The organism is Pseudoneobacillus rhizolycopersici, from assembly GCF_054786815.1.
In genome coordinates this window covers 154,229-178,411 of the sequence record NZ_JBTOOE010000008.1, presented here as the reverse complement: position 1 = coordinate 178,411, position 24,183 = coordinate 154,229, and the positions used below count along the sequence as shown (strand labels likewise).

At 40.8% G+C, this 24,183-nt stretch carries 27 protein-coding genes and 1 other annotated feature; of the genes, 2 read left to right on the top strand and 25 right to left on the bottom strand.

Features of this window, described 5'->3' with window-relative positions; genetic code table 11:
• The 4 genes from safA to nadB all read right to left on the bottom strand — a co-directional run.
• The coding region (gene safA / locus ACX9YW_RS11230; RefSeq protein ID WP_460346310.1) for a SafA/ExsA family spore coat assembly protein at positions 1-1,239 on the bottom strand (1,239 nt) is incomplete at its 3' end.
• 220 nt (positions 1,240-1,459) lie between these two features.
• The gene (nadA, locus tag ACX9YW_RS11225) at positions 1,460-2,566 is read right to left on the bottom strand and encodes a quinolinate synthase NadA (RefSeq protein WP_460346308.1); all 1,107 of its coding nucleotides are present in this window, start codon (positions 2,564-2,566) and stop codon (positions 1,460-1,462) included.
• A 2-nt stretch (positions 2,567-2,568) separates the two neighbouring features.
• On the bottom strand, positions 2,569-3,417 hold the full coding sequence (nadC, locus tag ACX9YW_RS11220) for a carboxylating nicotinate-nucleotide diphosphorylase (RefSeq protein ID WP_460346306.1): 849 nt from the start codon (positions 3,415-3,417) through the stop codon (positions 2,569-2,571).
• Positions 3,386-4,966 carry an L-aspartate oxidase gene (gene nadB / locus ACX9YW_RS11215; RefSeq protein WP_460346304.1) on the bottom strand — a complete coding sequence of 527 codons (1,581 nt, stop codon included), beginning with the start codon at positions 4,964-4,966 and terminating at the stop codon, positions 3,386-3,388. Before nadB ends, nadC begins: the two co-directional genes overlap by 32 nt.
• Before the next feature lie 373 nt (positions 4,967-5,339).
• On the opposite strand from nadB, the gene ACX9YW_RS11210 reads away from it, so the two are divergent.
• On the top strand, positions 5,340-6,485 hold the full coding sequence (locus ACX9YW_RS11210; RefSeq protein ID WP_460346302.1) for an IscS subfamily cysteine desulfurase: 1,146 nt from the start codon (positions 5,340-5,342) through the stop codon (positions 6,483-6,485).
• Positions 6,486-6,501: 16 nt separating this feature from the next.
• Positions 6,502-7,038, top strand: coding sequence for a transcription repressor NadR (locus ACX9YW_RS11205; protein ID WP_460346300.1), 537 nt, complete (start codon positions 6,502-6,504; stop codon positions 7,036-7,038).
• 136 nt (positions 7,039-7,174) lie between these two features.
• On the opposite strand, the gene pheA is transcribed toward ACX9YW_RS11205, so the two are convergent.
• The 21 genes from pheA to pilM all read right to left on the bottom strand — a co-directional run bounded on the left by pheA (position 7,175) and on the right by pilM (position 24,173).
• Complete coding sequence (gene pheA / locus ACX9YW_RS11200) at positions 7,175-8,044, bottom strand: prephenate dehydratase (RefSeq protein WP_460346298.1); 870 nt, start codon at positions 8,042-8,044, stop codon at positions 7,175-7,177.
• 41 nt (positions 8,045-8,085) lie between these two features.
• On the bottom strand, positions 8,086-8,541 hold the full coding sequence (locus tag ACX9YW_RS11195; RefSeq protein WP_460346296.1) for an ACT domain-containing protein: 456 nt from the start codon (positions 8,539-8,541) through the stop codon (positions 8,086-8,088).
• 14 nt (positions 8,542-8,555) lie between these two features.
• Positions 8,556-9,845, bottom strand: coding sequence for a GTPase ObgE (gene obgE, locus ACX9YW_RS11190; RefSeq protein WP_460346295.1), 1,290 nt, complete (start codon positions 9,843-9,845; stop codon positions 8,556-8,558).
• Between the two features lie 69 nt (positions 9,846-9,914).
• On the bottom strand, positions 9,915-10,454 hold the full coding sequence (locus ACX9YW_RS11185) for a Spo0B C-terminal domain-containing protein (protein WP_460346293.1): 540 nt from the start codon (positions 10,452-10,454) through the stop codon (positions 9,915-9,917).
• Between the two features lie 123 nt (positions 10,455-10,577).
• On the bottom strand, positions 10,578-10,868 hold the full coding sequence (gene rpmA / locus ACX9YW_RS11180; protein WP_460346291.1) for a 50S ribosomal protein L27: 291 nt from the start codon (positions 10,866-10,868) through the stop codon (positions 10,578-10,580).
• Positions 10,869-10,880: 12 nt separating this feature from the next.
• A complete protein-coding gene (locus tag ACX9YW_RS11175; protein ID WP_460346289.1) occupies positions 10,881-11,210 on the bottom strand; it encodes a ribosomal-processing cysteine protease Prp in 330 nt (109 codons plus the stop codon).
• A gap of 15 nt (positions 11,211-11,225) precedes the next feature.
• Positions 11,226-11,534, bottom strand: coding sequence for a 50S ribosomal protein L21 (gene rplU / locus ACX9YW_RS11170; protein ID WP_460346287.1), 309 nt, complete (start codon positions 11,532-11,534; stop codon positions 11,226-11,228).
• A 12-nt stretch (positions 11,535-11,546) separates the two neighbouring features.
• Positions 11,547-11,634: a sequence feature (ribosomal protein L21 leader region), on the bottom strand.
• A 112-nt stretch (positions 11,635-11,746) separates the two neighbouring features.
• Complete coding sequence (locus tag ACX9YW_RS11165; RefSeq protein ID WP_460346285.1) at positions 11,747-13,186, bottom strand: Rne/Rng family ribonuclease; 1,440 nt, start codon at positions 13,184-13,186, stop codon at positions 11,747-11,749.
• 49 nt (positions 13,187-13,235) lie between these two features.
• Entirely contained in the window at positions 13,236-14,102 is an 867-nt protein-coding gene (locus ACX9YW_RS11160) for a M50 family metallopeptidase (RefSeq protein ID WP_460346283.1), read from the bottom strand.
• On the bottom strand, positions 14,095-14,859 hold the full coding sequence (locus ACX9YW_RS11155) for a peptidoglycan DD-metalloendopeptidase family protein (RefSeq protein ID WP_460346281.1): 765 nt from the start codon (positions 14,857-14,859) through the stop codon (positions 14,095-14,097). Before ACX9YW_RS11155 ends, ACX9YW_RS11160 begins: the two co-directional genes overlap by 8 nt.
• Before the next feature lie 163 nt (positions 14,860-15,022).
• Positions 15,023-15,826 carry a septum site-determining protein MinD gene (gene minD, locus ACX9YW_RS11150; RefSeq protein ID WP_460346280.1) on the bottom strand — a complete coding sequence of 268 codons (804 nt, stop codon included), beginning with the start codon at positions 15,824-15,826 and terminating at the stop codon, positions 15,023-15,025.
• A 1-nt stretch (position 15,827) separates the two neighbouring features.
• Positions 15,828-16,508 carry a septum site-determining protein MinC gene (minC, locus tag ACX9YW_RS11145; RefSeq protein WP_460346279.1) on the bottom strand — a complete coding sequence of 227 codons (681 nt, stop codon included), beginning with the start codon at positions 16,506-16,508 and terminating at the stop codon, positions 15,828-15,830.
• A 105-nt stretch (positions 16,509-16,613) separates the two neighbouring features.
• Entirely contained in the window at positions 16,614-17,126 is a 513-nt protein-coding gene (mreD, locus tag ACX9YW_RS11140; RefSeq protein ID WP_460346277.1) for a rod shape-determining protein MreD, read from the bottom strand.
• Positions 17,123-18,004: a rod shape-determining protein MreC gene (mreC, locus tag ACX9YW_RS11135; protein WP_460346275.1), complete on the bottom strand. Its 882-nt coding sequence runs from the start codon at positions 18,002-18,004 to the stop codon at positions 17,123-17,125. The genes mreD and mreC overlap by 4 nt, the downstream gene beginning before the upstream one ends.
• Before the next feature lie 10 nt (positions 18,005-18,014).
• A complete protein-coding gene (locus ACX9YW_RS11130; protein WP_460346273.1) occupies positions 18,015-19,040 on the bottom strand; it encodes a rod shape-determining protein in 1,026 nt (341 codons plus the stop codon).
• Positions 19,041-19,172: 132 nt separating this feature from the next.
• Entirely contained in the window at positions 19,173-19,847 is a 675-nt protein-coding gene (radC, locus tag ACX9YW_RS11125) for a RadC family protein (protein WP_460346322.1), read from the bottom strand.
• 78 nt (positions 19,848-19,925) lie between these two features.
• The gene (locus ACX9YW_RS11120; protein ID WP_460346271.1) at positions 19,926-20,498 is read right to left on the bottom strand and encodes a Maf family protein; all 573 of its coding nucleotides are present in this window, start codon (positions 20,496-20,498) and stop codon (positions 19,926-19,928) included.
• Between the two features lie 182 nt (positions 20,499-20,680).
• Positions 20,681-21,736 carry an SPOR domain-containing protein gene (locus ACX9YW_RS11115; RefSeq protein WP_460346270.1) on the bottom strand — a complete coding sequence of 352 codons (1,056 nt, stop codon included), beginning with the start codon at positions 21,734-21,736 and terminating at the stop codon, positions 20,681-20,683.
• Between the two features lie 105 nt (positions 21,737-21,841).
• Positions 21,842-22,594 (bottom strand): type 4a pilus biogenesis protein PilO, encoded by a 753-nt coding sequence (locus ACX9YW_RS11110; RefSeq protein WP_460346268.1) that lies wholly within the window; start codon positions 22,592-22,594, stop codon positions 21,842-21,844.
• Positions 22,591-23,202: a PilN domain-containing protein gene (locus tag ACX9YW_RS11105; RefSeq protein WP_460346266.1), complete on the bottom strand. Its 612-nt coding sequence runs from the start codon at positions 23,200-23,202 to the stop codon at positions 22,591-22,593. Before ACX9YW_RS11105 ends, ACX9YW_RS11110 begins: the two co-directional genes overlap by 4 nt.
• 2 nt (positions 23,203-23,204) lie before the next feature.
• Positions 23,205-24,173 carry a type IV pilus biogenesis protein PilM gene (gene pilM, locus ACX9YW_RS11100; protein ID WP_460346264.1) on the bottom strand — a complete coding sequence of 323 codons (969 nt, stop codon included), beginning with the start codon at positions 24,171-24,173 and terminating at the stop codon, positions 23,205-23,207.
• Positions 24,174-24,183 lie beyond the last annotated feature (10 nt).

Sequence of the window (24,183 nt, the reverse complement as noted above, 5' to 3'; positions counted from 1 at the left end):
TTGACCTTGCATTGGCATTCCACCGCCCATAAACGGTTGACCTTGCATTGGCATTTGACCGCCTACAAACGGTTGACCTTGCATTGGCATTTGACCAGGCATAAATGACTGACCTTGCCTTGGCATTTGACCATCCATAAACGGCTGACCTTGCATTGGCATTTGACTCATTGGCATTTGACCATCCATAAATGGCTGACCTTGCATTGGCATTTGACTCATTGGCATTTGACCATCCATAAATGGCTGACCTTGCATTGGCATTTGACTCATTGGTACCTGACCGCCTACAAATGGTTGTGATTGACCGTATGGTATTGGACCTCCTGGATAGCCCATAGATTCAAATTCTGTTGGGGTCACCCCGTACGGATTACCTCCCGCTCCCATTACTGCCGTTGGATTATATGGCATTGGATTCGTCATCGGTAATTGCGGAATAAAATCGGACGATTCAGCCATACCCCAAAAAGATTGAGGGGTTTCTACCATAGGCATCATTCCAGGTACTACCCCTTGCGCCTGAGGAAATGCAGGTATATTTTCCATGTACGGCATGACTCCTACCGGTGGACATGGTACCGGCGGACATGGTAGTGGCGGACAAGGAGGTGGCGGACACCAGCCTGGTTCAAGTCCAGATCCAGGTAAAATTGGTGTTATCGGTACACACTCTTGCACAATTGGTTGTTCGATTGATGGCTCTTCAATCGACTCTTCAACCACTGGGGCCTCCTTTTTTGGCACTTCTACTATCGGAGCCTCTTTCTTTGGTACTTCTTTTATTTCGGGTAAAATATTGGTCGGTTTTGGCGGAAGTTGCGGCTGTGGCTGTGGCTGTTGGACATTCATTTGGGCCATGTTTAACATGTAGTAATTATTGATATCAATATCCGGAATCACTGGTTGAGGCATAACCGGCGCAGGTTGTACGATTGGTGCTTCTTTAATAGGCATAATAGGTGCCTCTTTTATTGGAGCTTGTGCGATTGGCTTCTCCTTGACAATTGGCGCTTCTTTTTTGGCGCCTATAATTGGTGCTTCCTTTTTTGCTCCAATAATAGGTGCTTCCTTTTTTACCGAACCTCCAGTGGTTGGAACTTTAATTTTCATCCCGGGCATGATCATATCTGGGTTACTAAGTTGGGAATTCATTTTCTTTAATTCTTCGAAATTAACCCCATATTTCTTGGCTATGTTCCAAAGAGTATCCCCTTTCTGAACGATATGGATCTTCACTTTTGCTTCCCTCCTATGGCATAAGTCCATATAGTCTATGTCAATCTAGGCAAATTGCTATTAAACTACAAAAAAACTTATGCACTTTTTTAATAATTCCAATCCTTCATATCAATTCTATGCATCAAACTTTCATGGCATGTTCATTATGAAAAAATGAAGTTTGGCTATAACATAAAAAAGGACACCCCATTAAATTAGGGTATCCTCATTGAATAAATTAAGCATTGGCCAGCATTCTTTCCAACGCTAGTTTCGCACTGACGGCTATTTCATTGCTAACAATAATGCGATTATGATTCTCGCCACTTTCAAGCATATCTAAGCACCAAGCTAAGTGTGGTAAATCAATCCGGTTCATGGTTAAGCATGGACACATATGCGGATTCAATGAAATGATTTTTTTATTCGGATGATCTTGAATTAATCGATTCACTAAATTCATTTCCGTACCAATTGCCCATGCGCTGCCTGGCTCTGCGTTTTCAATTGCGTTGATGATGTAGCTAGTCGAACCAGCCATATCAGATAAGGCAACGACCTCACGACGGCATTCCGGGTGAACGATAATCGTCATATCTGGAAAGTCACGACGAACATCCGCAATGTTTTCAACGGTAAAATTCTCATGCACTGAGCAGTGGCCTTTCCAAAGAATGACCTTCAACGCTGATAAATCACCATCATACTCCAAGGTTTCGGTAGTTGGATCCCAAACGGCCATTTCTTCAAGTGAAACACCAAGATTCACAGCGGTATTACGGCCTAAATGCTGGTCCGGCAAGAACAAGATTCGCTCCTTCTGTTCAAACGCCCATCTTACCATTATTTCTGCGTTTGAAGAAGTAACCGTTGCACCGCCTTTATCTCCAACAAACGCCTTAATCGCAGCCGTTGAGTTAACATACGTTAAAGGCAGAATCGTGTCACCAAACAAATCCTGCAGCTTATTCCAAGCACGCTCGGTTTGCTGCATATCGGCCATATCAGCCATCGAGCAGCCAGCTCTCATGTCAGGTAAAAATACCTTTTGGTCAAGAGTGGTTAAAATATCTGCCGTTTCAGCCATAAAGTGCACACCGCAGAATACGATAAATTCAGCTTCCGTATTAGCAGCCGAAAGTTGGGCAAGCTTTAATGAATCGCCGGTTGCATCGGCAAATTGGATGACTTCATCCTTTTGGTAATGATGGCCAGGAATATAAAGTCTGGAACCGTATTTGGCTTTTGCCTCCTTAACCTTTTGTTCTAATTCCTCGCGTGACATCTCTCTGTATTGTTCTGGAATCATCACATGATTTGTTTGAAGTGAAGCTAAAAAACTCATTATTAGTCCTCCCCTTTTGTCCATGACACTTTTACACTTATATCTAATGCTTTTGCCGAATGTGTTAAAAATCCGAGTGAGATATAATCGACTCCACAATCGGAATAGCTTGCAAGATTTTCTAATGTAATTCCCCCGGAAGCTTCGGTAACGATTCCCTTTGGCACGGTACCGATCCACTCTTTAATTTCCTGTGGTGAGCGGTTATCGAACATGATGACATCTGCCTTCGCCTCAATTGCTTCCTGTACCTGCTCCAACGTTTCCGTTTCGACTTCAATTTTCACCATATGTCCTAAACGATCTTTCGCCGTCTTCACTGCTTTAGAAATCGAACCAGCGAAGGAAATGTGATTATCTTTAATCATGACACCATCATATAGACCATAGCGATGATTGTAACCGCCTCCGCAACGAACCGCGTATTTCTCAAACATCCGTAAGCCCGGTGTTGTTTTTCTTGTATCGCATAATTTTGTCACTTTACTATTTAATTCTTGAACAGCACGCTGGGTTAAGGTCGCAATCCCACTCATTCGCTGAATGAGATTCAGAATGACCCGTTCCCCTTTTAAAAGATCAGCAATGTTCCCGCTTGCAGAGGCTAAAATTTGACCAACTTCAACTGTTTCCCCGTCTTTAACCTTCACATTCACTTCAATTGAATCATTTAACAACTTATAACCTGTGCGAATAATATCTTCGCCACAAAAAACGCCATCAGCCTTAGCGATAAAAACAACTTCACCGATTGCTCGATTGGAAAAAATCAAATCGCTTGTCATGTCTTGATCGCCAATATCTTCGATAAAAAATTGTTCAAGTTGCGAGCGCAGTTTTAATTGATTCATCTTGTATCTCCACTTCCCTTTTGAATATATGGACAGATTGTTTATTACACCAATTGGCATCGTCCTCAAACGGATAGTCACTCCGGAAATGACCACCTCGGCTCTCCGTTCGTTTCAGTGCGGATGCCGTGATTAATTCGGCGACAATTAGCATATAGATTCGTGAAATATCTCCCATTGTCAGGCTATCAAGGTCAGTAAAATCCCTTCGTTTAAATTGTTCCAGCCAACGCAATTGCTCCTTTAATATGCTTTTCTCACGAACAATACCAACATTCTCCATCATCCTTTCCTGGAGTGTTGCAATCTCTGGTAGACGTTGTTTTTTGTGTTTAACTGGATAAACGGTTACTTGAAGATTAAATGATACAGGTGTGATTTGTGTTTCATTAATATATCCTGCTAGTTTCTTACCTTGAAATAGCCCTTCTAATAGCGAGTTACTCGCTAAACGATTGGCACCGTGAAGACCGGTGCAAGAAACCTCACCGATTGCATATAACCCTGGAATGGATGAACGTCCCATCGCATCCGTTTTGATTCCACCCATTAAAAAATGACTACCGGGGACGACCGGAATTTTACCCGCGGATAAGTCTATACCGTTTTGCCCACAAAGCTCAGTAATCGATGGAAACCGAGTCTCAAAATCTTCTATATTACGAATATCTAAATATACTGGCTTACCTTTTTTTACATAATCAAAAATGGTTTGCGAAGTAATATGGCGCGGTGCCAAGTCTTTAAGTGGATGCACACCTTCCATAATTGGTGTGTCATCTTCGGTTACTAGCTTGGCTCCTTCACCACGGACCGCTTCGGATATTAACCCTTTTGGTGCCCCATTAACATAAAGCAAGGTTGGATGGAATTGAATAAATTCCATATCGGTTACTTCAGCACCAGCTAAATAGGCCATGGCAATCCCATCACCAGTTACCGATTCGGCATTGGAGGTAAAGCTGTAAAGTTGACCGCAGCCTCCTGTTGCTAAAACAATATGGTTAGCGTAGTAATAGTGAATGGCACCATCTGTCGTTTTGCCTTTTACACCAATGCAACGCTGCCTTTTTTCATCTAAAATTAACTCATATACAAAAATGTTCTCTTCAATTTGAAATTTGTTATATAATTGCGAGACAAGGAATTCTACTAATGTTTTCCCTGTGGCGTCACCGCCGCCGTGGATAATTCTTTTTTCGCTATGAGCACCTTCCATTCCTAACAATAAGGCACCGGTTTCATCGTGATCAAAGTGGCATCCATGCTTATAAATCTCGTTAATTAATTCTGGTGCTGCTTCGATAATTTCGTGGACAGTTGGGCCATGGTTGTGATTTCTGCCTGCCTCGAGCGTATCAAGATAATGTTTGGAAGGATGATCGGTCTTGCCAATCGCTGCTGCAACCCCACCTTGCGCTAAATAGGAGTTGGCCGTTCGGATTGATGACTTTGTGAGAATTCTCACATTTTTATCATGACTTAAATGAACGGCAAGCTGTAAAGCAGCAATCCCGCTTCCGATGATTAAAACATCATGGTGATTCATTAAATTTACCCCCATAATTAACAGGTGTCTTGACACTTATATTTACACAGATTTACACTTATGACAAGTGTTTTTGATTAGATAATTTACGGAAGATTTCAATGTTCGGTGAGTATTTGGTAAAATTGCGGAAAAACTTACCGTAGATTACGATGTTCGGTATGTTTTTAATGAAAAGTCAGTAAAAATTGCCGTAGATTACAATGTTCGGTAAGTTTTTAGAGAAAAGTAAGGAAAACTTACCGTAGTTTACGAAGTTCGGTAAGTTTTTAGAGAAAAATCAGGAAAACTTACCGTAGATTATGATGTTCAGCAAGTTTTTGAAAAAATTACGGTAAATACTACCGTAGATTACAAGAAAATAGGTGAAAAAATGATGAGATATTTCGACTATTCAGCTTCATGCCCACTAGACCAGGATGCTGCGAATCTATATGTGAAAATGGCTACTGAATTATATGGAAATACGAGTAGTTTACATGATATCGGTGGCCAAGCAGCCAGCCTACTTGATAACTGCAGAGAGACATTTGCTAGATTGCTAGGTGTTGATAAGAAAGGGTTATTTTTTACAAGTGGCGGTTCTGAAAGTAATTTTTTAGCCATTGAAGCACTTTTAACTGCACCGAAACGAGAAGGAAAACACATTATTACGACTTTAGCCGAGCATTCATCGATTCATGGCAGTTTAAAAAGACTAGAAAACGATGGTTATGAAGTAACTTTATTGCCGTTTTCCGCTAATGGTGTTGTTGAAATCGAGTCATTGAAAGAAGCGATACGCCCGGATACGATTTTGGTGACGGTTCAACATACGAATTCGGAGATTGGCACGATTCAGCCGATTGAAGAGATCTCAGTCGTTTGTCATGAGCATAATATTCATTTTCATTGTGACTTTGTGCAAGGTCTAGGTAAATCGGATAGCCGACAGCTTTCTCGTTTGATTAGCAGTTTCTCATTTTCAAGTCATAAGTTTTATGGACCAAAGGGGGTCGGAGGGGTATTTATCCAACCGAGTATTCATTGGAAGCCATTTTTTCCTGGCACAAGTCATGAAGGAGGGCTACGTCCTGGTACGCTAAATTTACCAGGAATTGTGGCGATGACAGTGGCTTGTGAAAAAACAATTGGCATGATGACAGATTTGAATCAAAAATATCAAATGTTTCGTGAAGCATTACTTGAAAGATTAGTGCCAATTAATCATCTGCTGACGATTCACGGGTCGACCGGAGACGAGCAATTCCCGGGCATTGTTGGTTTAAGTATTGCTGGAATGGAAGGTCAATGGCTCATGCTTGAGTGCAATCGACTCGGTTTTGCGATTTCAACGGGCAGCGCCTGTGCAACAGGCAAACAAAATCCTTCTAGAGCAATGCAAGCATTAGGAATTTCTGGAAAGGCTGCCAAAGAGTTTGCCCGGATTTCCTTTGGCAGAATGACGACAAAGGAAGAAGTCGAAATGCTTGGGGATACTATTGTAAGGATTGTACACGAATTTAATGGCAGAAAATAAGGGAGGTTTGTGAGATATGCCCAAAAAGATGCTAGGAGAAGAGAGACGTAAATGGATTTTGGATGTATTAAAGGCAAGTAACGAAGCCATTACCGGCAGTGAATTAGCTGCTAACACTCATGTGAGCCGGCAGGTGATTGTTGGCGATATTACACTTTTAAAGGCAAAAAATGAACCAATCATTGCAACTAGCCAAGGTTATTTATACTTTAAAGGTAATTCCCCTGTAACCACGGTGGAACGAACGATTGCTTGTTCTCATAAGCCGGAAGAAACGGAACAGGAACTAAATCTCCTTGTTGACCACGGAGTCATGGTAAAGGATGTCAAAATTGAGCATCCAGTTTATGGTGATTTAACTGCCTCGATCATGGTTTCCAATCGACAGGAGGTCCGGCAGTTTATGAAAAAGGTGCTTGAAACGAAGGCAGCTTTTTTATTAGAACTAACAGGTGGAATTCACCTTCACACCATTTCCGCACCGTCAGAGGAAGCCTTAGATGCAGCGGAAAATGCCCTAGCGGCGGCGGGGTTTATGGTAGGGATTGACTAAATCAGGTTTTGGTGACCTGATTTTGGTGTTTTCTTGAGAAAAGGGCAGCAAACCGGAGTTTGGTGTCCTTTTTGGGTGCTATTCTCGAAAAACGGGCAGCAAACTGGAGTTTGGTGACCTTTTTGAGCTCTTTTCTTCAAGAAAGGTCATCAATGTTCTTTTCCAGATTAAAGGAAGGATAGCTGCCAAGCACTTTTACCTTGCTTCCTAACGCCTCGATTTCAGCGATGGCACCTGGAATGAGGATATCGTCCAGTTGCTTCTCGATGTCGATGATGAAGAAATAGTGGCCTAAGCCTGTTTTCATCGGGCGAGATTCAATTTTTGAGAGATTCAGCTTGCGCCAAGCGAAGGCGGATAATACTAGATGTAACGCTCCTGATTGATCATCAGGTAATGTCACCATAATCGTCGTCTTATAACTATTCATACGGGCTTTGGTCCCAGCAAACTCGATTTCCCGCTTAGATAAAATCACAAACCTCGTATGATTATGGGGATAATCATGGATATTGCGGGAAACGATTTCGAGCTGATATTCCTTTGCTGCTAATTCATTGGCGATAGCGGCAATCGGTCGTTCTGGATGCTCCTTAACAAATTGGGCAGCTGCTGCTGTGGATGTCATATTTTCTGATGGGGTCCCCTTCCATTGCGAATGAAGGTGTTTATGACATTGGGCAATCGCATGCGAATGGCTGAAAATCTTTTCAATTTGCTTATTTTTATTTTCAGGATGAACCATAAGATGCTGGGCGATCGGTGTAGTGACCTCACAGCGAATCGGAATGGCCACTTCATGAGTTAAATAATCGAGTGTAATATTAACAGAGCCCTCAAGCGCATTTTCAAGCGGGACCGTTGCGACATCAATCATTCCTTCATTGACGGCATCGAGACATTCCGGTATGGTAGCAAACGGAATAGAATTATCCACCCCCACAAACATCGTCCTCACTGCTAAATTGGTAAAAGTAGCCCGAGGACCTAGATAGCCAATTTTCATGTTCATCCCCTCTTAACTGAAAAATGCCGGATATCAGAGCTTTACGCACCTGAACCCAGCACTTCCACTTTTTCTACAAATTCTAACTCACGAAGTTGTACAAGTAAATCATCAAGGCCAATGGCCATTTCCGTCACATTAAGTGATAACGTCACATTGGCCCGGCCTTGAAGCGGTATCGTTTGGTGAATGGTCAAGATGTTACAGCCCGCCGAAGCGACAACGCTTAGGAGCTGAGATAGCGTCCCCGAGCGGTCCTCCAAATGAAAAAAAAGGGTAATTAAACGGTCATTCACAACAGAAGAAAACGGGAAGACAGTGTCTCGGTATTTATAAAAAGCACTTCTGCTCAGTTCTACCTTCCCGACTGCATCCCAAATCGACTTTGCTTTACCGCGTTCAACCATTTCTTTTGCATCGACAGATTTTTTCATAGCCTCGGGTAAAACATCTTCCCTGACTAAATAAAATTTGTAATTCTTCTTACTTTCCCGCATTCACACTCAAATCCCTATTCAATAAATTCAAATTCAAATTCCATAATTCTAACGATGTCGCCATCCTTCGCTCCACGTTGGCGCAATGCTTCATCAACACCCATGCCACGAAGCTGGCGCGAGAAGCGATTAATTGATTCTTCCCGTTGGAAATTGGTCATCTTGAATAATTTTTCAATATCCGCACCGGAAACATCAAACGCACCGTCTGGGCCACGAGTAATTCTAAAGTTTTGCTCCTTCGCTTCATGCTTATAAACGACACGATTAACAGAAGTATCTTCCACCTCTTCATAAAGTGGGAATTCCGGTGTTGTCTCAATTTTATCAGCGATGGCAAAAAGCAGGTCGCGAAGCCCTTGGCTTGTAATCGCTGAAATTGGGAATATCGGAAAATCCTCTGTAAGCTTTTCTTTGAAAACCTTTAGATTCTCCTCCGCTTCCGGCATATCCATTTTATTGGCAACAATAATTTGCGGACGTTCCGTTAGTCGTAGATTGTATTCCTTTAATTCCTTATTAATCGTTACATAATCCTCATAAGGGTCACGACCCTCCGTTGCGGCCATATCGATAACGTGTACGATTACCCGGGTTCTTTCGATATGTCGTAAGAATTGATGGCCAAGTCCTACCCCTTGATGGGCCCCTTCAATTAATCCAGGTAAATCTGCCATGACAAAGCTACGTCCATCTGCTGTTTCAACCATCCCCAAATTCGGAACAATCGTTGTAAAATGGTACTCGGCAATCTTTGGTTTGGCCGATGAAACGACAGAAAGCAGTGTTGACTTTCCTACACTTGGGAATCCAACTAAGCCAACATCGGCTAATAATTTTAATTCTAAAATAACATCGCGCTCTTGACCCGGTTCACCATTTTCCGAAAGTTCCGGAGCCGGATTTGCCGGAGTAGCAAAACGACTATTTCCACGGCCACCACGGCCACCTTTTGCGATAACTGCCGTTTGACCATGTTCCACTAAATCAGCAATGATTTCATTTGATTCCGCATCCATGACAACAGTCCCTGGAGGAACCTTCACAATCATGTCTTTAGCACCCTTACCATGCTGGTTCTTCGACATTCCATGCTCCCCACGCGGTGCCTTAAAATGCCGCTGATAGCGGAAGTCCATTAACGTTCGCAAGCCTTCTTCTACTTGAAATACAACGTCTGCACCTTTACCGCCATCTCCACCCGCTGGGCCACCCTTTGGTATATATTTTTCTTTGCGGAAGGCAACCATTCCATTGCCCCCGTCGCCACCTTTTACATATATTTTGACCTGATCGACAAACATTACATTTCCTCCCGTCTGTTTCATCCAATCATACGACGAGAATCGCAGATTTAAATCCTTCTACTTAGTTTAGCCTTCATATGTATAGGTCCATTCCATTTCAAAGCTGATTTCATCACCAGAAAATTCCTTTAATAAAAGCAGTGGTTCTTCCTGAAGTAAAAACTCCTTAAGTTCCGCTTGTTTTTGGATGGATCCAGTGAAATCAAAATAAAGAATGGTTCGATTTTCTTCAGGTAAAATCGAGATCGATAAATGATTTTCTTGAAATGGCTCAACGCAGTTATTTAAGTTGGAAAAAAAAGTTCTAGTCCATTCACTAAGCGTTGAATCATCTACTTTAACCTTTGTTATTTCACCTAATACCTCATATTCCAACTGAAAATGATAAGGCTTCCAGTTAGCTGTTAAGATAAGAGCAGCAAATTGGGGAAGATTCAGATTAGTTAATCTTGCCTCCTGTTGTGCTTCCATAACAATCTCGTCTATTATAGCTTGTGCTCTTTCGAGTTTATTTAATGATAAATTTCCTTTAATTAATTGAATTTTATTTAACCAATCGTGCCTTGCAAATCGCAGCACTTTGACAATATCCCATGTTCTCTCCATTCCATAACTCCCTCACCAAATTTGTGACAGAAGACTGCTTGTCTTTTAGTATATCAAAAAAAGTCAAGGGTCGTAACTAAAAAAACTCTAACCTTCGTTAGGTTAGAGTTTTTAAAGAAGAGTTTATGCTTCTTGTGCTACAGGATATACGCTAACTTTCTTGCGGTCACGTCCAAAACGTTCGAATTTAACAACACCATCCACTGTCGCGAATAATGTGTCGTCTCCTCCACGTCCTACGTTTGTACCTGGATAAATTTTTGTACCGCGTTGGCGATAAAGAATTGAACCACCAGATACCATTTCACCGTCAGCAGCTTTAGCTCCAAGACGTTTCGATTGAGAGTCACGACCGTTCTTTGTAGAACCTACCCCTTTTTTCGAAGCGAAAAACTGAAGATCTAATCTTAACATTTGTTCCACCTCCTATTGGAAGGTAATTTTTATGTGTTTTCCGTAGTCTTTTTCGATTGTTTGTAATGAAACAATCATGCCCTCTAGCAAAATTTGAACTTTCTTTTGTGTCTCCTCTGGGATGTCCATAGGAAATTCACAGCGAAGAAAGCCACCTTTTCCTAATTCTGCTTTTGGTTCAAAGCCTGCCAATGCTTCAATCGCATTTACCGTTCCAAAGGAAACGGCTGTTGCGGCGGCACAGACAATGTCTTTTCCTCTTTTAGCATAATCGGCATGACCGCTTAATGTAAATTCATGAATCAGACCGGATTCTAAACGACTTATCGTTACATGAATCATATCGATTCAATCCTCTTAAGCGTTAATTTTTTCAATTACAACTTTAGTATAAGGTTGACGATGACCTTGCTTTTTACGATAGTTCTTCTTAGACTTATACTTGAAAACGATAATCTTCTTCGCGCGGCCTTGCTTTTCAACTTTAGCAGTAACAGTTGCGCCAGCTACCACAGGGCTACCAACTTTAACTGTTTCACCACCAACGAAAAGAACCTTGTCAAAAGTAACCGTTTCACCAGCTTCAGCGCTAAGCTTTTCAATGTAGATTGCTTGTCCTTCTTCTACTTTGATTTGCTTACCACCAGTTTCGATAATTGCGTACATACTTGCACCTCCTCTTAGACTAAGACTCGCCAATTGCAGGCGCTTTGCTTAGAAACCTGAGCAAAACCTTAATACCTACTCTGAGCGGTTGTAGCACAGGTGCGCTACAAACATAACATAATGAATCCTATCATATTTTTGATGGATGTGTCAATAACTATTTCAAGTGTCATTGGCATACAAATAACTTGCATGATAAATAGTAAATAGGTTTAATTCGATCCCAACTTTGTAATTTCATAAAACGGTTTACATGCTTCAACGTAATAAAATTGTATGTTGAGTCCAAGTGTTTCTTCTAGGCGTTCGAGATGGTCTTCGCTAAAAAGCTGCCCCACTTCGTCAGTTGTCGTGATCTGTACAACCTCGTAGTCAGATTGGCGATATTCCCAAAGCTCGCGCTCAAGCTGGAAAGCGACTGATTCGACGCGAAACACTCGGCCAGTTCCAGCGCAAGTCGGGCATTTCATTTGCAGGGATTCCGACAAAGTCGGTTTCGTTTTTCTTCTTGTTAACTGGAGAATGCCTAGTTCGGTAAACCCGATTATTTTTGTTTTTTTAGTATCGTGTTTTAAAGCATCACTTAAAGCTTTGATGACAAATTGTCGCTCCCGCTCGAGCTTCATATCAATAAAATCCACTAGAATCATGCCGCCAAGGTCACGGAGGATGATTTGGCGCGCGACCTCACTAGCCGCTTCGACATTAACCTGTTGGACTGTTACATCTCGGTTTGACTTGCCGACAAACTTACCCGAATTAACATCTATTACAGTTAAAGCTTCCGTTTCGTCAAACACCAAACAAGCTCCTGAGTCCAACCAAACGATCCGCTTTAATGCCTTCTCCAATTCGTTACTGACAGATTGAGCCGAGAAGATATTTTCTCTTCCTTGGTGAAAATGAAGGCGGACCGCATTCGATATTCGCCTTGCTAAAAGCAATTTTTCAAGTTTTTGCTTGAATTTACTATCGTCAACCCACACTTCACCTTCAGAAACCGCGTTTAGAACCTCGCCAAGTTGGGTAAAAAATAAATCTTTTTGCCATAACAGCATAGAGCCTTTTGCTGATATGGCATCCTTCTGGAGCTGTTCATACATTTTCCGCAGCTCGTCAATTTCAGTCTCAAGCTCCGACTTGTCTGCTTTAGCACTGCTTGTCCTGAAAATGAGCCCTTCAGGTTGTTTAATTATTTTTTCACCCCAGTGCTTTAAGTCATCACGAATCTGCGAATCTGCGATTTTCTGAGAAGTTGCCACAAATCCCCCGCTCGGCATGTATATCAGATTTTCTCCTTGGAATTCAATTACCCCTGATAACCGTGGTCCCTTACTACCTGTGGCGTCCTTTTCAATCTGAACTATTAAGCGTTCCCCTTGATGAACGTATGTGGAAATCGGTTTATCTTTCGCATTTGCCACTGCAAAGGAAGCTAATTTATCCCGATGCAAGAATCCTTGTTTGTCGATGCCAATATCAACAAACACGGCATTCATTCCGGGTAAAACTTTTGTCACAATCCCTAAATATATATTTCCTACGAGGGACTGTCCCCCAGGTTGCTCGACGTAAAGCTTTGTTACCTTTTGATTCTCGATGACAACAAATCGTTTTTCTGAAGTTGCATAATTGACTATTATTTTTGCCAAAACAAAAAGCCTCACTTTTCCTACTGTTATAAGTTTATTATAACAAAATTTAGTAAGGGAAAAGGAGGTCGCTAATTTTTGCCTTTACTCTTTTTTCGGCAAAATAGGCATGTAATAGTTCATTTTCGTCTAATGTACCAATTTCCTTCTTGTCTTTGTAAACAACAATTAAGTGTTTTTTTCCGCGTTGAAACTCACTTAGCACATCGAAGATCGAATGATTTTCATCTGCTAGTATTGATTCCAGTGTACGGAATGTTTCTTTTTTACCATAGTATCTTTCTAACAAAAAGCGCATAAACACATACGGCTGCTGTTTCCACTCGGTATAGAGAGAGAGAATAATAAAGACGATGACGATCCAAACGTTTAAGTTTAAAGGCGAAATCACAAGAACGGCTATGGTAAATAAAACGAGGCCTCCTATTGACAGTACCAGGGTTTGATGATGCGCTTTTGGGAATGAATGCTGCAGGGAGAACAGTAGAAAAACTAGTTTACCACCATCGAGTGGCCAAATTGGTAGCAAATTAAAGACAAATACCATTAAATTAAATTGATAAAACAACTCGTAAACATCAGGCGAAATGAGATTGAATGTATAGCAAAGGTAGCCAGCTGCAATGAGCCAGATATGCTGGAAGGGCCCTGCAAGCGTGACGATTGCTTCCTCCTTTAGAGGACGGTTGCCATGTTCATCCATCTCCGCTACTCCCCCAAACGGAAGGAAACTTATTTTTTTTATGCGCCATGAAAAAAAAGAGGCAGCAACCGCATGACCCATTTCATGAATAAAGATAATCATTAGTAACAAAGATAATTCAATGAAATGGGCGGTTGCCACAGCTAAGAAAATCACAATCCACAACAGTGGATGAATATGAATTTTTCGAAACAAGTAAACTGCTTTACTCAAATCGAATCACCTGACTTGGATCGATAAACTGATGATTCTTTTTCACAGCGAGATAGAAGGATGATTTTAACCCATCCTCCGTACTAGTGGCAACACCAAGCTTGGTGCCTTTATCAATAAACTTGAATAAGGATACTTCCACTGTTGCTAAGTTACCATACCAAGTTTCACTTTCATCCGAATTCTGGACCACAACGGTCTTCCCAAAACCTTCTTTCATTCCGGCAAATGTAACGATTCCGCCATGAAGTGCTTCTACGGATGCTTCCTTACCGGTTTCTATCATGATTCCTTGGCCATTTTTTGCGAAGTCCTCAATTATCCGACCTGATGCAGGCAGAGCGTATTGCGGTCCATCATTGTTGTTTGGTTTCGGTTCATCTTTTATCATCGGTAGAAGTGCCAAAGGCTTACCAAACTTTGATTCATACCAGTCTGAAACTGCCGCAAACTGAAAGCTCGTTTCCATCGTGTTCTCAACAACTGCCCTAGCTTGATCAAGCTTAGGATTGTCATTTTTGAACAAGATTCCCACGATGAGTACAAGGGATACCGAGGCTAGAATTTTGAAGATAAATAGCTCTTTATTAAACAGGGGATGGATCCCCTCATCTGGTCCCGCTTCAAAGGAAGGCATTCTTTCAAATCCCTGACGTTCATCATCTGTCGTGCTCCAGAATGGTGCGTTTGAGGAGGAATCTCCTTTCAATTTTTTTCGTTTGGCAATCCTTTTACGGATTTCATCAGCTCTAGACATATTCACACCCAACCCTTTTAATGGCATTTGTACAAGTCTATGAGTTGTCCCTTGGGAGTATGACTATTGATTAATGAAACCTGTTAAATTCAAAAACTTGCTCGTTTGGTCCTTTCACGGTACGATTACTGCTTAAAAAAAAGACCAGGCCAATTAGCCTAGTCTATCTCACGCCAAAAAACTTCTTCAATTTAGAAAATACTCCTTTAGACTCCGATGCTAAAGATTCTAGAGGAATCGATTCACCAAGAATCCGTCGCGCGATGTTGCGGTAGGAGATTGCTGCTTTGCTATTGGGGTTTAAGGCGATTGGCTCACCCGAATGGGATGCCTTGATTACCTCGTCATCATCAGCAACAATACCGATTAACTCAATTGATAAATGATGGATGATTTCGTCAATGTCCATTGAATCTCCGCTTTCCATCATATGATTGCGGATCCGATTAATAATAAGCTTGGCAGGCTCGACGTGTTCGATTTTTTCCAGCAAGCCAATCACTCGGTCAGCGTCACGGACGGCGGATTTTTCCGGAGTCGTCACAATAATCGCTTTATCTGCCCCAGCAACTGCGTTTTTAAAGCCTTGTTCGATTCCGGCTGGGCAGTCGATGATGACATAATCAAATTCTTGCTTTAATTCTTCGATTAATTTCTTCATTTGTGATTCATTGACGGCATGTTTGTCGGTTGTTTGTGCGGCCGGCAACAAATATAGTAAATCTTCAAAACGCTTGTCCTTGACCATTGCCTGATGCGTTTTGCAACGCCCCTCCACAACATCCACTAAATCGTAGATGATGCGATTTTCTAATCCCATGACAACATCCAGATTGCGAAGTCCAATATCGGTATCTACCAAACATACACGCTTGCCTTGAAGGGCCAAAGCCGTACCGATATTAGCTGATGTTGTGGTTTTACCGACCCCGCCTTTTCCTGATGTGACTACAATTGCCTCTCCCACTTTAGCGTCCCCCTTCGAATCTCGTGAAATTTGGTCTAATACGCATTAAAACTTGCAATCTATCAACAACTATATGATTATTTTCATCAATATAAGCACATTCCATCTCGCGACCAACCTCTTCGGTCAAGGTTTCAGGTGCACGATTAATTAATCCACTGATTCTTAACTGAGCAGGATTCATGTATGAGGCCACAATGACAGCAGATTCATCACCATCACAACCCGCATGGGCAATTCCTCTTAAAGAACCCATTATAAAAATATTGCCACCCGCAATCACTGTGCCACCCGGATTGACATCACCAACTAAAAGTAGATCACCTTCGACCTGTAAAATTTGGCCAGAGCGGACAATTTTAGAAACGGTGACAATATCTGATTGTGTTTTAATTTGTTTAGCCTCTTCAATCGTCATGACGTTTGATTCAATCGTATCAACGACCATATTTTTTTTCTGACGGACTATGCTCTTGATTTCTTCTTTCTGTTCCTCTGTTAAATAACGATTTCCGACACTTACCTTCACAGTGATTAATGGGCGATCACCTTGTGCTCGATAGGTCGCAGACAATTTATCATCAAGCTCTTTTTTCAATTCATGATAGGAACAAGAATCATCGAGATGTAAGGTAAGTCCATCCTTTGAGCCTTTAATCATTACATTCTGTGTTTTCTTCATAGCAGAAGTCACCCCTAAGAAATGCTCAAAGCGCCTTCTACAATGGCGCTGCAGCTGGACACTCTATTCAAAACAATTCGACAAAAACGATAAAACTCCTGTCGATTATGCTAATTGTTCATTAAGTTTTTCAAATTGTTTTTTCAACGGATAAATGGTAATTAATACAAAGATTAAATTGACCGCCAATGTCGGCCAAAGTCGAAATTGAAGAAAGACTGGAAAACTCATTCTTGTCACATGGATCAAGAAGTTCATCTCATACACAATGATCTCAAGTATGGCAATTCCCAATAATACAGCAAAGGTCACAATGAATACATTGGCTTGTAAAATTTTCATCAACTTCGAAATAAAATAAGCCGTTAACGGAAACATAAATAAGTAAATTCCAATAATTTCGGTATAAACGATATCAAACATTAACCCAAATAATAAACCGTACCAAATGCCGTACTTTCGATTACCGAAGATGGTTAAAAGTAAAATTCCTGCCATTAAAAAGCGTGGTACAAAGATATGTCCACCGCTTAGAAATCTTACTGGAAAAAGTTCGACAAATAGACTCTCTAAAATAAACAAAAATAAAAATAGGAAAAATGGTAGGAGACGAATCACAATTCTTCCTCCTCATTATCGACCAACTCAGACAAATCAGGTTGTACCATTGTTCGATTAATGACCATGACATTTTTGATATCGTAAAAATTTGCACCAGGTCTGACATAGGCTGTTTGATTTAGCCCATATTGGTCAGGCATTACCTCAACGACCTTACCAATTGCTAGCCCTTCAGGAAAAACGCCACCAAGACCAGAGGTAATCACATTTTGCCCCTTTTTAATCTTCGCATCAACCGGAATCGATTTAATTAACAATAATTCACGTTTATCATCAAATCCCTCGACTAAACCGTAAATTTCCTTATCCCCTTGGACGATAGCGGAAATCCGGTATTTTGGATCCATCGTACTTAATAATTGTATCGTTGAAGTAAATTGTGAAACCGTTTTTACTTTACCGATTAAGCCTTTAGAGGTAATCACTGCCATATTTACTTTTATCCCATGAACCTTACCACGATTAATGATGATCATTTCATGCCATTGGTCCGGGTTTCGAGAGACAACTGTAGCTTGAATCGGTTTAAAGTCACGCAAAGACTCTTTTTTATCTAAAATATCGCGTAATTCCTTATTTTCTTCTTCTAATAAATGCACTTGTGATTCAAGGCTGGCTAATTTATCTAAACGCTTTTTCAGCTCTTTATTTTCAATATATGTAGTTTGCAAATCATCAAGGTTCTCAAAAAAACCGGCAAAAAATTTAGTGGGCGTTGAAACAAGAGAAGTAACCCAACCGGAGGTGTCCTTCGTAAACTTCTCCGGCCAGGTTAAATTTTCACGATCCCGCAATGAAAAGCCGATTAATGCCACGAGAATAATGATGCTGACAAGCAAAAATATCAGGCGTTTATTCAGAAAAAACTGTGGCATTATTTACACCTCATCGTGAATCCTTATTATTATTTTTAAATAAATGAATATGATCGAGCGCTTTTCCTGTTCCAATTGCAACACAATCGAGTGGATTTTCCGCAATGATGACAGGCATTTTCGTTTCTTCACTAATGACTTTATCGAGATTACGCAACAAAGCCCCGCCACCAGTTAACACAATTCCACGGTCCATAATATCTGCAGCCAGCTCCGGCGGCGTTTGTTCAAGTGTGTTCTTAACCGATTCGACAATGGCATAAACCGTATCTTGTAATGCTTTCGCAATTTCCGCTGCCGTAATTTCAATCGTTTTCGGTAAACCTGTTAATAGGTCTCGTCCTCTAATTTCCATATTTTCAATGCCTTCAGGGTCCCCCGCAGAGCCGATTTCCATTTTAATCGCCTCTGATGTGCGATCCCCGATGAGGAGGTTGTACGTTTTGCGAATATAATTAATGATTGAATCATCCATTTCGTCCCCTGCCACACGAACAGATTGACTTGTGACAATTCCACCTAATGAAATAATCGCTACCTCTGTTGTTCCGCCACCGATATCCACAACCATACTTCCGGTCGGCTCCCAAACAGGTAGATTAGCACCGATTGCTGCTGCAAATGGCTCTTCTATTGGATAAGCATCCCTAGCTCCAGCTTGCTTGGTCGCGTCAATGACAGCCCGTCTTTCAACGGCGGTAATTCCGGATGGTACACAAACCATCACATATGGCTTACGCCCGAATAATCCGCCCTTAGATTTCGTTGCTTCGCGGATATAATATTTCATCATAGCTGCAGTCGTTTCATAATCAGCGATAACGCCATCTTTCATTGGACGTTTCGCCACCACATTTCCAGGTGTACGACCAATCATATTTTTCGCATCATTACCGACGGCAACAATTTGTTTGGTATCGGTTTGTAGTGCGACAACTGATGGTTCGCGTAGCACCACACCTTTTCCTTTAATAAAAACCAGCGTATTCGCTGTACCTAAATCGATTCCTAAATCTTTTGTACCAATTCCAAGCATCGTAGTATCTCCCTTTCTGATACGTTTAACGATTTAAAATAAGGCTCTCTATTCACACAAATATGTTCTTTACCTTAAAAAATCATAAACACTATTATATCGTAACGTTGATGAAAAAAATAGTAGGAAAGGTCATAAATACCCTTTTTCCTTCAAACTAACAAACTTATTTTCCCCGATAATCAGGTGATCCAGCAACTCAATGCCAATGATTTTCCCGCATTCGACCAAGCGTTTCGTCACTTCAATATCCTCCCTACTTGGCGCAGGATCGCCACTGGGGTGATTATGGAGGCAAATAATGGAGGCAGCAGATCGTTTCAACCCTTCTTTGAACACCTCGCGCGGATGGACAATTGAGGCATTTAGACTGCCGATAAAAACCGTTTGCTTATGAATAACTTGATTTTTTGTATTTAAATAAAGACAGACGAAATGCTCCTGTGACAAAAACCGCATATCATTCATCATATATTTTGCTCCGTCCTCTGGAGAACGAATCACATAACGATCATCGAAAGCAAGATTGGCGATGCGCCTCCCAAGTTCAATCGCGGCAAGAACTTGAATCGCCTTTGCTTTCCCAATCCCTTTGATGGCGGTTATTTCCTCTAATGAAGCGCTCTTTAGCATTCTTAATCCTTCGAAATGGGTTAATAATCGATTGGATAATTGCAGTACAGATTCCTGGCTTGTCCCAGTGCGAAGTAAAATGGCGACAAGTTCGTGATTGGAAAGACTTTGTGGTCCATTGGTGACAAATCGTTCCCGTGGTCTTTCATCCTGTGGAAAATCACGAATCATCATTAATGGTGGTGTTTCTAATTCATTGGTTGTCAAAAAAGATTCTCCTCCCTTTTAATCGGGAGTTAAAGGAAACGTGAGTTAAAAGTGTAATGGAAAACCAGCTTTCCTTAACTCGCGAACTGTCCTCGAAACAGGCAGTCCGACCACACTAAAATAATCACCTTGTATTTCCTTCACTAAAAAGCTACCAAGCTGTTGAATTCCATAGGCTCCAGCCTTATCAAGCGGTTCTCCACTTGATACATACCTGTTGATTTCCGTTTCGGTCAACTCCCAAAACGTTACTGACGTGCGTTCAAAAAAATTCGTTGAACCAGATGGTGAAATGATTGCTACCCCTGTATATACTTCGTGGGTACGTCCTGAAAGTTGTCGCAACATGTCGAAAGCTTCTCTTTCATCATTTGGTTTTCCTAAAATTTTGCCGTCTAAGACGACGATGGTATCCGCCCCAAGTACAAAGGAATGCGGAAAATTCACTGCAACCGCCTTTGCCTTTTTCCCAGCAAGTGCCATCACGACTTCATCCGGCGATAAATCGGCCGAAAAACTTTCATCAACATCGCTACTGGAGACCTCAAATTTAAGCTGCAAATTAGCTAGAAGTTCTTTTCTACGAGGAGATGATGAGGCTAAAATGAGGTGTTCCATACATTCACCTTACCTTTTCTTTTTCGTATCATTCAGGGAGATACACCTTCATCGTACCAAAAATGACCAACTATCACAATTTTAATCCATTAAATTTTTTGTAAAAAGAAGCCTGTCGATATCTGCAACAGACTCCTATAATTTATCCCATTTCCCAGAAAATAAACGAAATTACTCGAATACTAAAGTGAAAAATAGGTGCCGATAAATGTCAACAAATGTTGCTGGGCCTCTACAGCTAGTGTATGCTGCGGTTGCTGGGTGTACGCCGTTAATTTTTCAATCGATGTTACCAGGTCTTTGCGCATTTGCTCAATTTTAATAGACTTAATATCTTGCTTATCAATCGTTAATAAAAACTTATTTAGCTCTTGTAAAATGGTCCCATCGACCGGCTTCGCTAGCATGCCTTTTGCAGAAAGTGTGGCAAGCGATTGATAGAGGGTTCCGACTTTCTCTAGTAACCCTACTTCCACCGTCGTTAAGTCCTTCAAGTCTTTTTCTGGAACGGAATACGGTTTCGCAAATACGTCCATCCCCATCGCCTTCATTTCACCGCCAATTGCCTTCGCGTTTTCAATGGAATCAGCAAGACCTACCACGAGGATGGCTTGTCCATTGCTTTCAATAATCTGTGCCGGAATTCCTTGCCCCTTAAATCTTTGCTCTTCCACTTTAGCAGATTCCATACTGGAGAAAACCCCACCTTGGACGATATACGTTTCAAAGGCCCCGAGTTGTAAAGGAACCGTTGCACCTGCAGGAGTTTGCTTGGTCGGGGACGTGTTTTCTGGAATCGTTGTAACTTCATTCTCTACCTTCGCTTCACTGATGACCAATTTTAAAACTAAGAATCCGAAGCTTGTCCCTATTAGGATGGCAAGGGCAATAGAAAATAGAATTGATTTAATTGGTCCACTTCCCTGTTTCCCTTTTAAATTTTTCTTTAAGGAAAGGATATTATTTCTTTTCTTTTCGACAGGCTTTTTCGCAATCACATATTCTTCGATTTCATCACTTTCATCATCATGATTAGGCAGTATCCAATCAAAGCTTTCATCGGCGGCTTGCTCCGCAGCCGCTACCTCTAAAAAACTCTCTTTGTATTCACTAGAATGACTAGAGTGGAGCGATTCAGCACTAGGTTCGACAGCATTTTCTTGCAAATCTTCGCTAAATTCACGCTCCGTCCCGTTGATCTTAATCGTAATCGTTCGATTACTTCTCTGGTTCTCCATCCCAAAATCTCCCTTCTACCCGACTATTTGTTCCATTCTATCATTTTGACAAAAAAAAATAACAAGACTTTTGTCGTCTTGTTATGGAATGTTTCGTCAAATTTTTTAGTTACCGTTATCATTGTAAGGATTATCGAACTGATTAAACGGATTTTTCTTGTTTGCAGGTTCACCTGATTCTACTTTTGGCAACTCATTTTGCAACTCTGCTAATCCTGGCATGTAATAGATGGTTAGCTCTACTTGATAATTTAAAGACTGATTGGACTGATCGGCTTGTCCTAGGCTATTCACTTCTGGAGAGCCAGAAAAATTTATCGACTCAACGGTAACAATCCGATCTAAACTTTCAATCGTTTCGATAAATTTCTCCAAGTCAAAATAACTGGGAGATTGAATCGTTAGCGCAACTGAAAGTTTTTGAATCCCAGTTGGCTGGGCAGTGTCGGTAATCACTTCGGAATTTGTAGTTTCTTGCTGCTGTGATATACCTAGTATTGTGTTAGATTCGGTCTCATCTTCCTTCTTTTCTTCCCCGAATCCCATGTTTAAAATTAGACTATTTGACATTGTCTCCGCTTTTTCCAAGTCTAAAATAAATTGGTTTAACAGCGGATCAACTGGTAAGCGTTTTTGTAAAAACTGTGAATTTTCAACAACGGTATCTGTAGCTTCAGTATGTTGATTTATTAACGCTTGATAGGATTGTTCGACGGTATCTAATTGATTTTTCTTAGTTTGAACCACCGTTTTTAGTGGCTGCAGGTACTGAAAGTAAACAAACACAAAAAGTAGTATAATGACTAAAAATCCGAATAAAAGGATTTTTTTTTCATTTTTACTGAATTGGAGGGTCATTCCGAATCCCCTCCTTTTTCTATGTATGTAAGTTCTTTAATTTTGTCTTTTGCTAAAGTAAGCTGAAAATCACCAATATAGCGAGGTAAATAGTTGTTATGTACACCATCTTTTAGATTACTTATATCTGTTGCTAGGCTCAGCCGTGATATGGTAGCTTCGGAAATCCACTCTGATTGGTTTAACCATTGCAGAAATTGCGCCGCTTCTCGACTTGTATCAAACTGAACAGTTAGTTGAACATTGCCTGTTCCACTGTAGCTATAATTCTGAATGAATCCCCTTTCTGGAAGAAGGGAAGTTAGGTGCTTTAACACCGGTACTGCTTTTATTGGGTATGTCTCTGCCCAGGAAACTGCATTTTTTAATTGTTCTACTGAGGTTGTTTCCTCAGCGGTTGTTAATCTCTTTTCCTGCTCTATTTGCAGCTTTTGATTAGCTTGAAGGATTTTCTCTTCTAAAAGATTCCCTTGTTTTTTCAAGGAGTTTCCATTGATGAACAAAAAGATGGAACCTAATATCATAATCGAGGTTAGGATAGCTAGGATAAGAATAGGTGAAATATTTTTTCGTTCCTTTTTCGGTAAGAGGTTAATATCGACAAGCATGTTTACACCTCTTTTATGGCTAGCCCGAGAGCAAGAAAATGGGATGGCGGGAAATGTTGCACGCCTATTTGACTTAAAGTAATCGATCCAATAGAGATGGTAAACCGTTCCTTCATTTCATCCAATATAACGGCAAGTAACGGATGATCGCCATTCAATAATATTTTCGATAATTGTTGATTCCCTTGATATAAGGAATATTGGTAAAAATCCATTAGCTTTTGAACTTCTTTGTAGTAATCCTCGAGTTGCTGGGCTAAGGAGGAAACATCACCGATAAAGGTGAGTTGCACAAATCCAGCTTGCGTTTCGCGCAATTCCCAATCGTCTTGATGAAAAGGGAAAGGAAATTGATGCATAAAAATCGGATATTGTTGTTCAAAAATACAAATAAAAACACGGTCAATATCGAATTGAATCATCATTAAACGCTCATTAGCACTAGCATTGTCTGTTTGAAAATAAAGCCGATATAACGCTAAAGGTGAAATATCAGCAGCAATCGGTTTTAATTTTAAATCAGTTAAGATTGATGAATATTCCTTTACTTGATGTTCGGGTGCTGCAAACAAAATGGCCTCTTTTTTTCCCTCTTTTTCTGGAAGTAGAATCGAATCAAAAACAGGATCTTCAAAAGGCAAATGAATGCTAGAACCAATTTCTAAAAATAAATAACTGACTAATTCATCAGGCTGAATTTCGTCCGGTATTTTAATTTTACGGATCATCACGAGTGGATCTGGAACAAGGAACCGAACTTTTCTACGAGAAATCCCCCAATCTTGAATGCATTCCTCTAAGATCATCGAAAAAGTGGACGAATCTATTATTTTTCCTTCATGGATAATTCCTTGCGGTAAAATTTTTTCACCCCAGTTAGTCGGTGTTGGAGAAGGCGAAGTTTTAGCCTCAACAAAACGAATTGAGTGATCATTGAAGATTAAATTGGCTATTCGTTTAGTGTTAAACAACTTCAGTTTC

Excerpts from the sequence above, each read along its gene's own strand:
- ACX9YW_RS11105 (WP_460346266.1), bottom strand. The coding sequence starts at position 23,202 with ATGCTTGTCGATATTAACCTCTTACCGAAAAAGGAACGAAAAAATATT.
- ACX9YW_RS11155 (WP_460346281.1), bottom strand. The coding sequence starts at position 14,859 with ATGTCTAGAGCTGATGAAATCCGTAAAAGGATTGCCAAACGAAAAAAA.
- ACX9YW_RS11210 (WP_460346302.1), top strand. The coding sequence starts at position 5,340 with ATGATGAGATATTTCGACTATTCAGCTTCATGCCCACTAGACCAGGAT.
- ACX9YW_RS11110 (WP_460346268.1), bottom strand. The coding sequence starts at position 22,594 with ATGACCCTCCAATTCAGTAAAAATGAAAAAAAAATCCTTTTATTCGGA.
- nadB (WP_460346304.1), bottom strand. The coding sequence starts at position 4,966 with ATGAATCACCATGATGTTTTAATCATCGGAAGCGGGATTGCTGCTTTA.
- ACX9YW_RS11205 (WP_460346300.1), top strand. The coding sequence starts at position 6,502 with ATGCCCAAAAAGATGCTAGGAGAAGAGAGACGTAAATGGATTTTGGAT.
- ACX9YW_RS11120 (WP_460346271.1), bottom strand. The coding sequence starts at position 20,498 with ATGGAACACCTCATTTTAGCCTCATCATCTCCTCGTAGAAAAGAACTT.
- rpmA (WP_460346291.1), bottom strand. The coding sequence starts at position 10,868 with ATGTTAAGATTAGATCTTCAGTTTTTCGCTTCGAAAAAAGGGGTAGGT.
- pheA (WP_460346298.1), bottom strand. The coding sequence starts at position 8,044 with ATGAAAATTGGCTATCTAGGTCCTCGGGCTACTTTTACCAATTTAGCA.
- minC (WP_460346279.1), bottom strand. The coding sequence starts at position 16,508 with ATGAAGAAAACACAGAATGTAATGATTAAAGGCTCAAAGGATGGACTT.
- mreC (WP_460346275.1), bottom strand. The coding sequence starts at position 18,004 with ATGCCACAGTTTTTTCTGAATAAACGCCTGATATTTTTGCTTGTCAGC.
- ACX9YW_RS11115 (WP_460346270.1), bottom strand. The coding sequence starts at position 21,736 with ATGGAGAACCAGAGAAGTAATCGAACGATTACGATTAAGATCAACGGG.
- rplU (WP_460346287.1), bottom strand. The coding sequence starts at position 11,534 with ATGTACGCAATTATCGAAACTGGTGGTAAGCAAATCAAAGTAGAAGAA.
- ACX9YW_RS11185 (WP_460346293.1), bottom strand. The coding sequence starts at position 10,454 with ATGGAGAGAACATGGGATATTGTCAAAGTGCTGCGATTTGCAAGGCAC.
- obgE (WP_460346295.1), bottom strand. The coding sequence starts at position 9,845 with ATGTTTGTCGATCAGGTCAAAATATATGTAAAAGGTGGCGACGGGGGC.
- radC (WP_460346322.1), bottom strand. The coding sequence starts at position 19,847 with ATGATGATTCGTGATTTTCCACAGGATGAAAGACCACGGGAACGATTT.
- ACX9YW_RS11195 (WP_460346296.1), bottom strand. The coding sequence starts at position 8,541 with ATGCGGGAAAGTAAGAAGAATTACAAATTTTATTTAGTCAGGGAAGAT.
- nadC (WP_460346306.1), bottom strand. The coding sequence starts at position 3,417 with ATGAATCAATTAAAACTGCGCTCGCAACTTGAACAATTTTTTATCGAA.
- nadA (WP_460346308.1), bottom strand. The coding sequence starts at position 2,566 with ATGAGTTTTTTAGCTTCACTTCAAACAAATCATGTGATGATTCCAGAA.
- ACX9YW_RS11130 (WP_460346273.1), bottom strand. The coding sequence starts at position 19,040 with ATGCTTGGAATTGGTACAAAAGATTTAGGAATCGATTTAGGTACAGCG.
- ACX9YW_RS11175 (WP_460346289.1), bottom strand. The coding sequence starts at position 11,210 with ATGATTCATGTAACGATAAGTCGTTTAGAATCCGGTCTGATTCATGAA.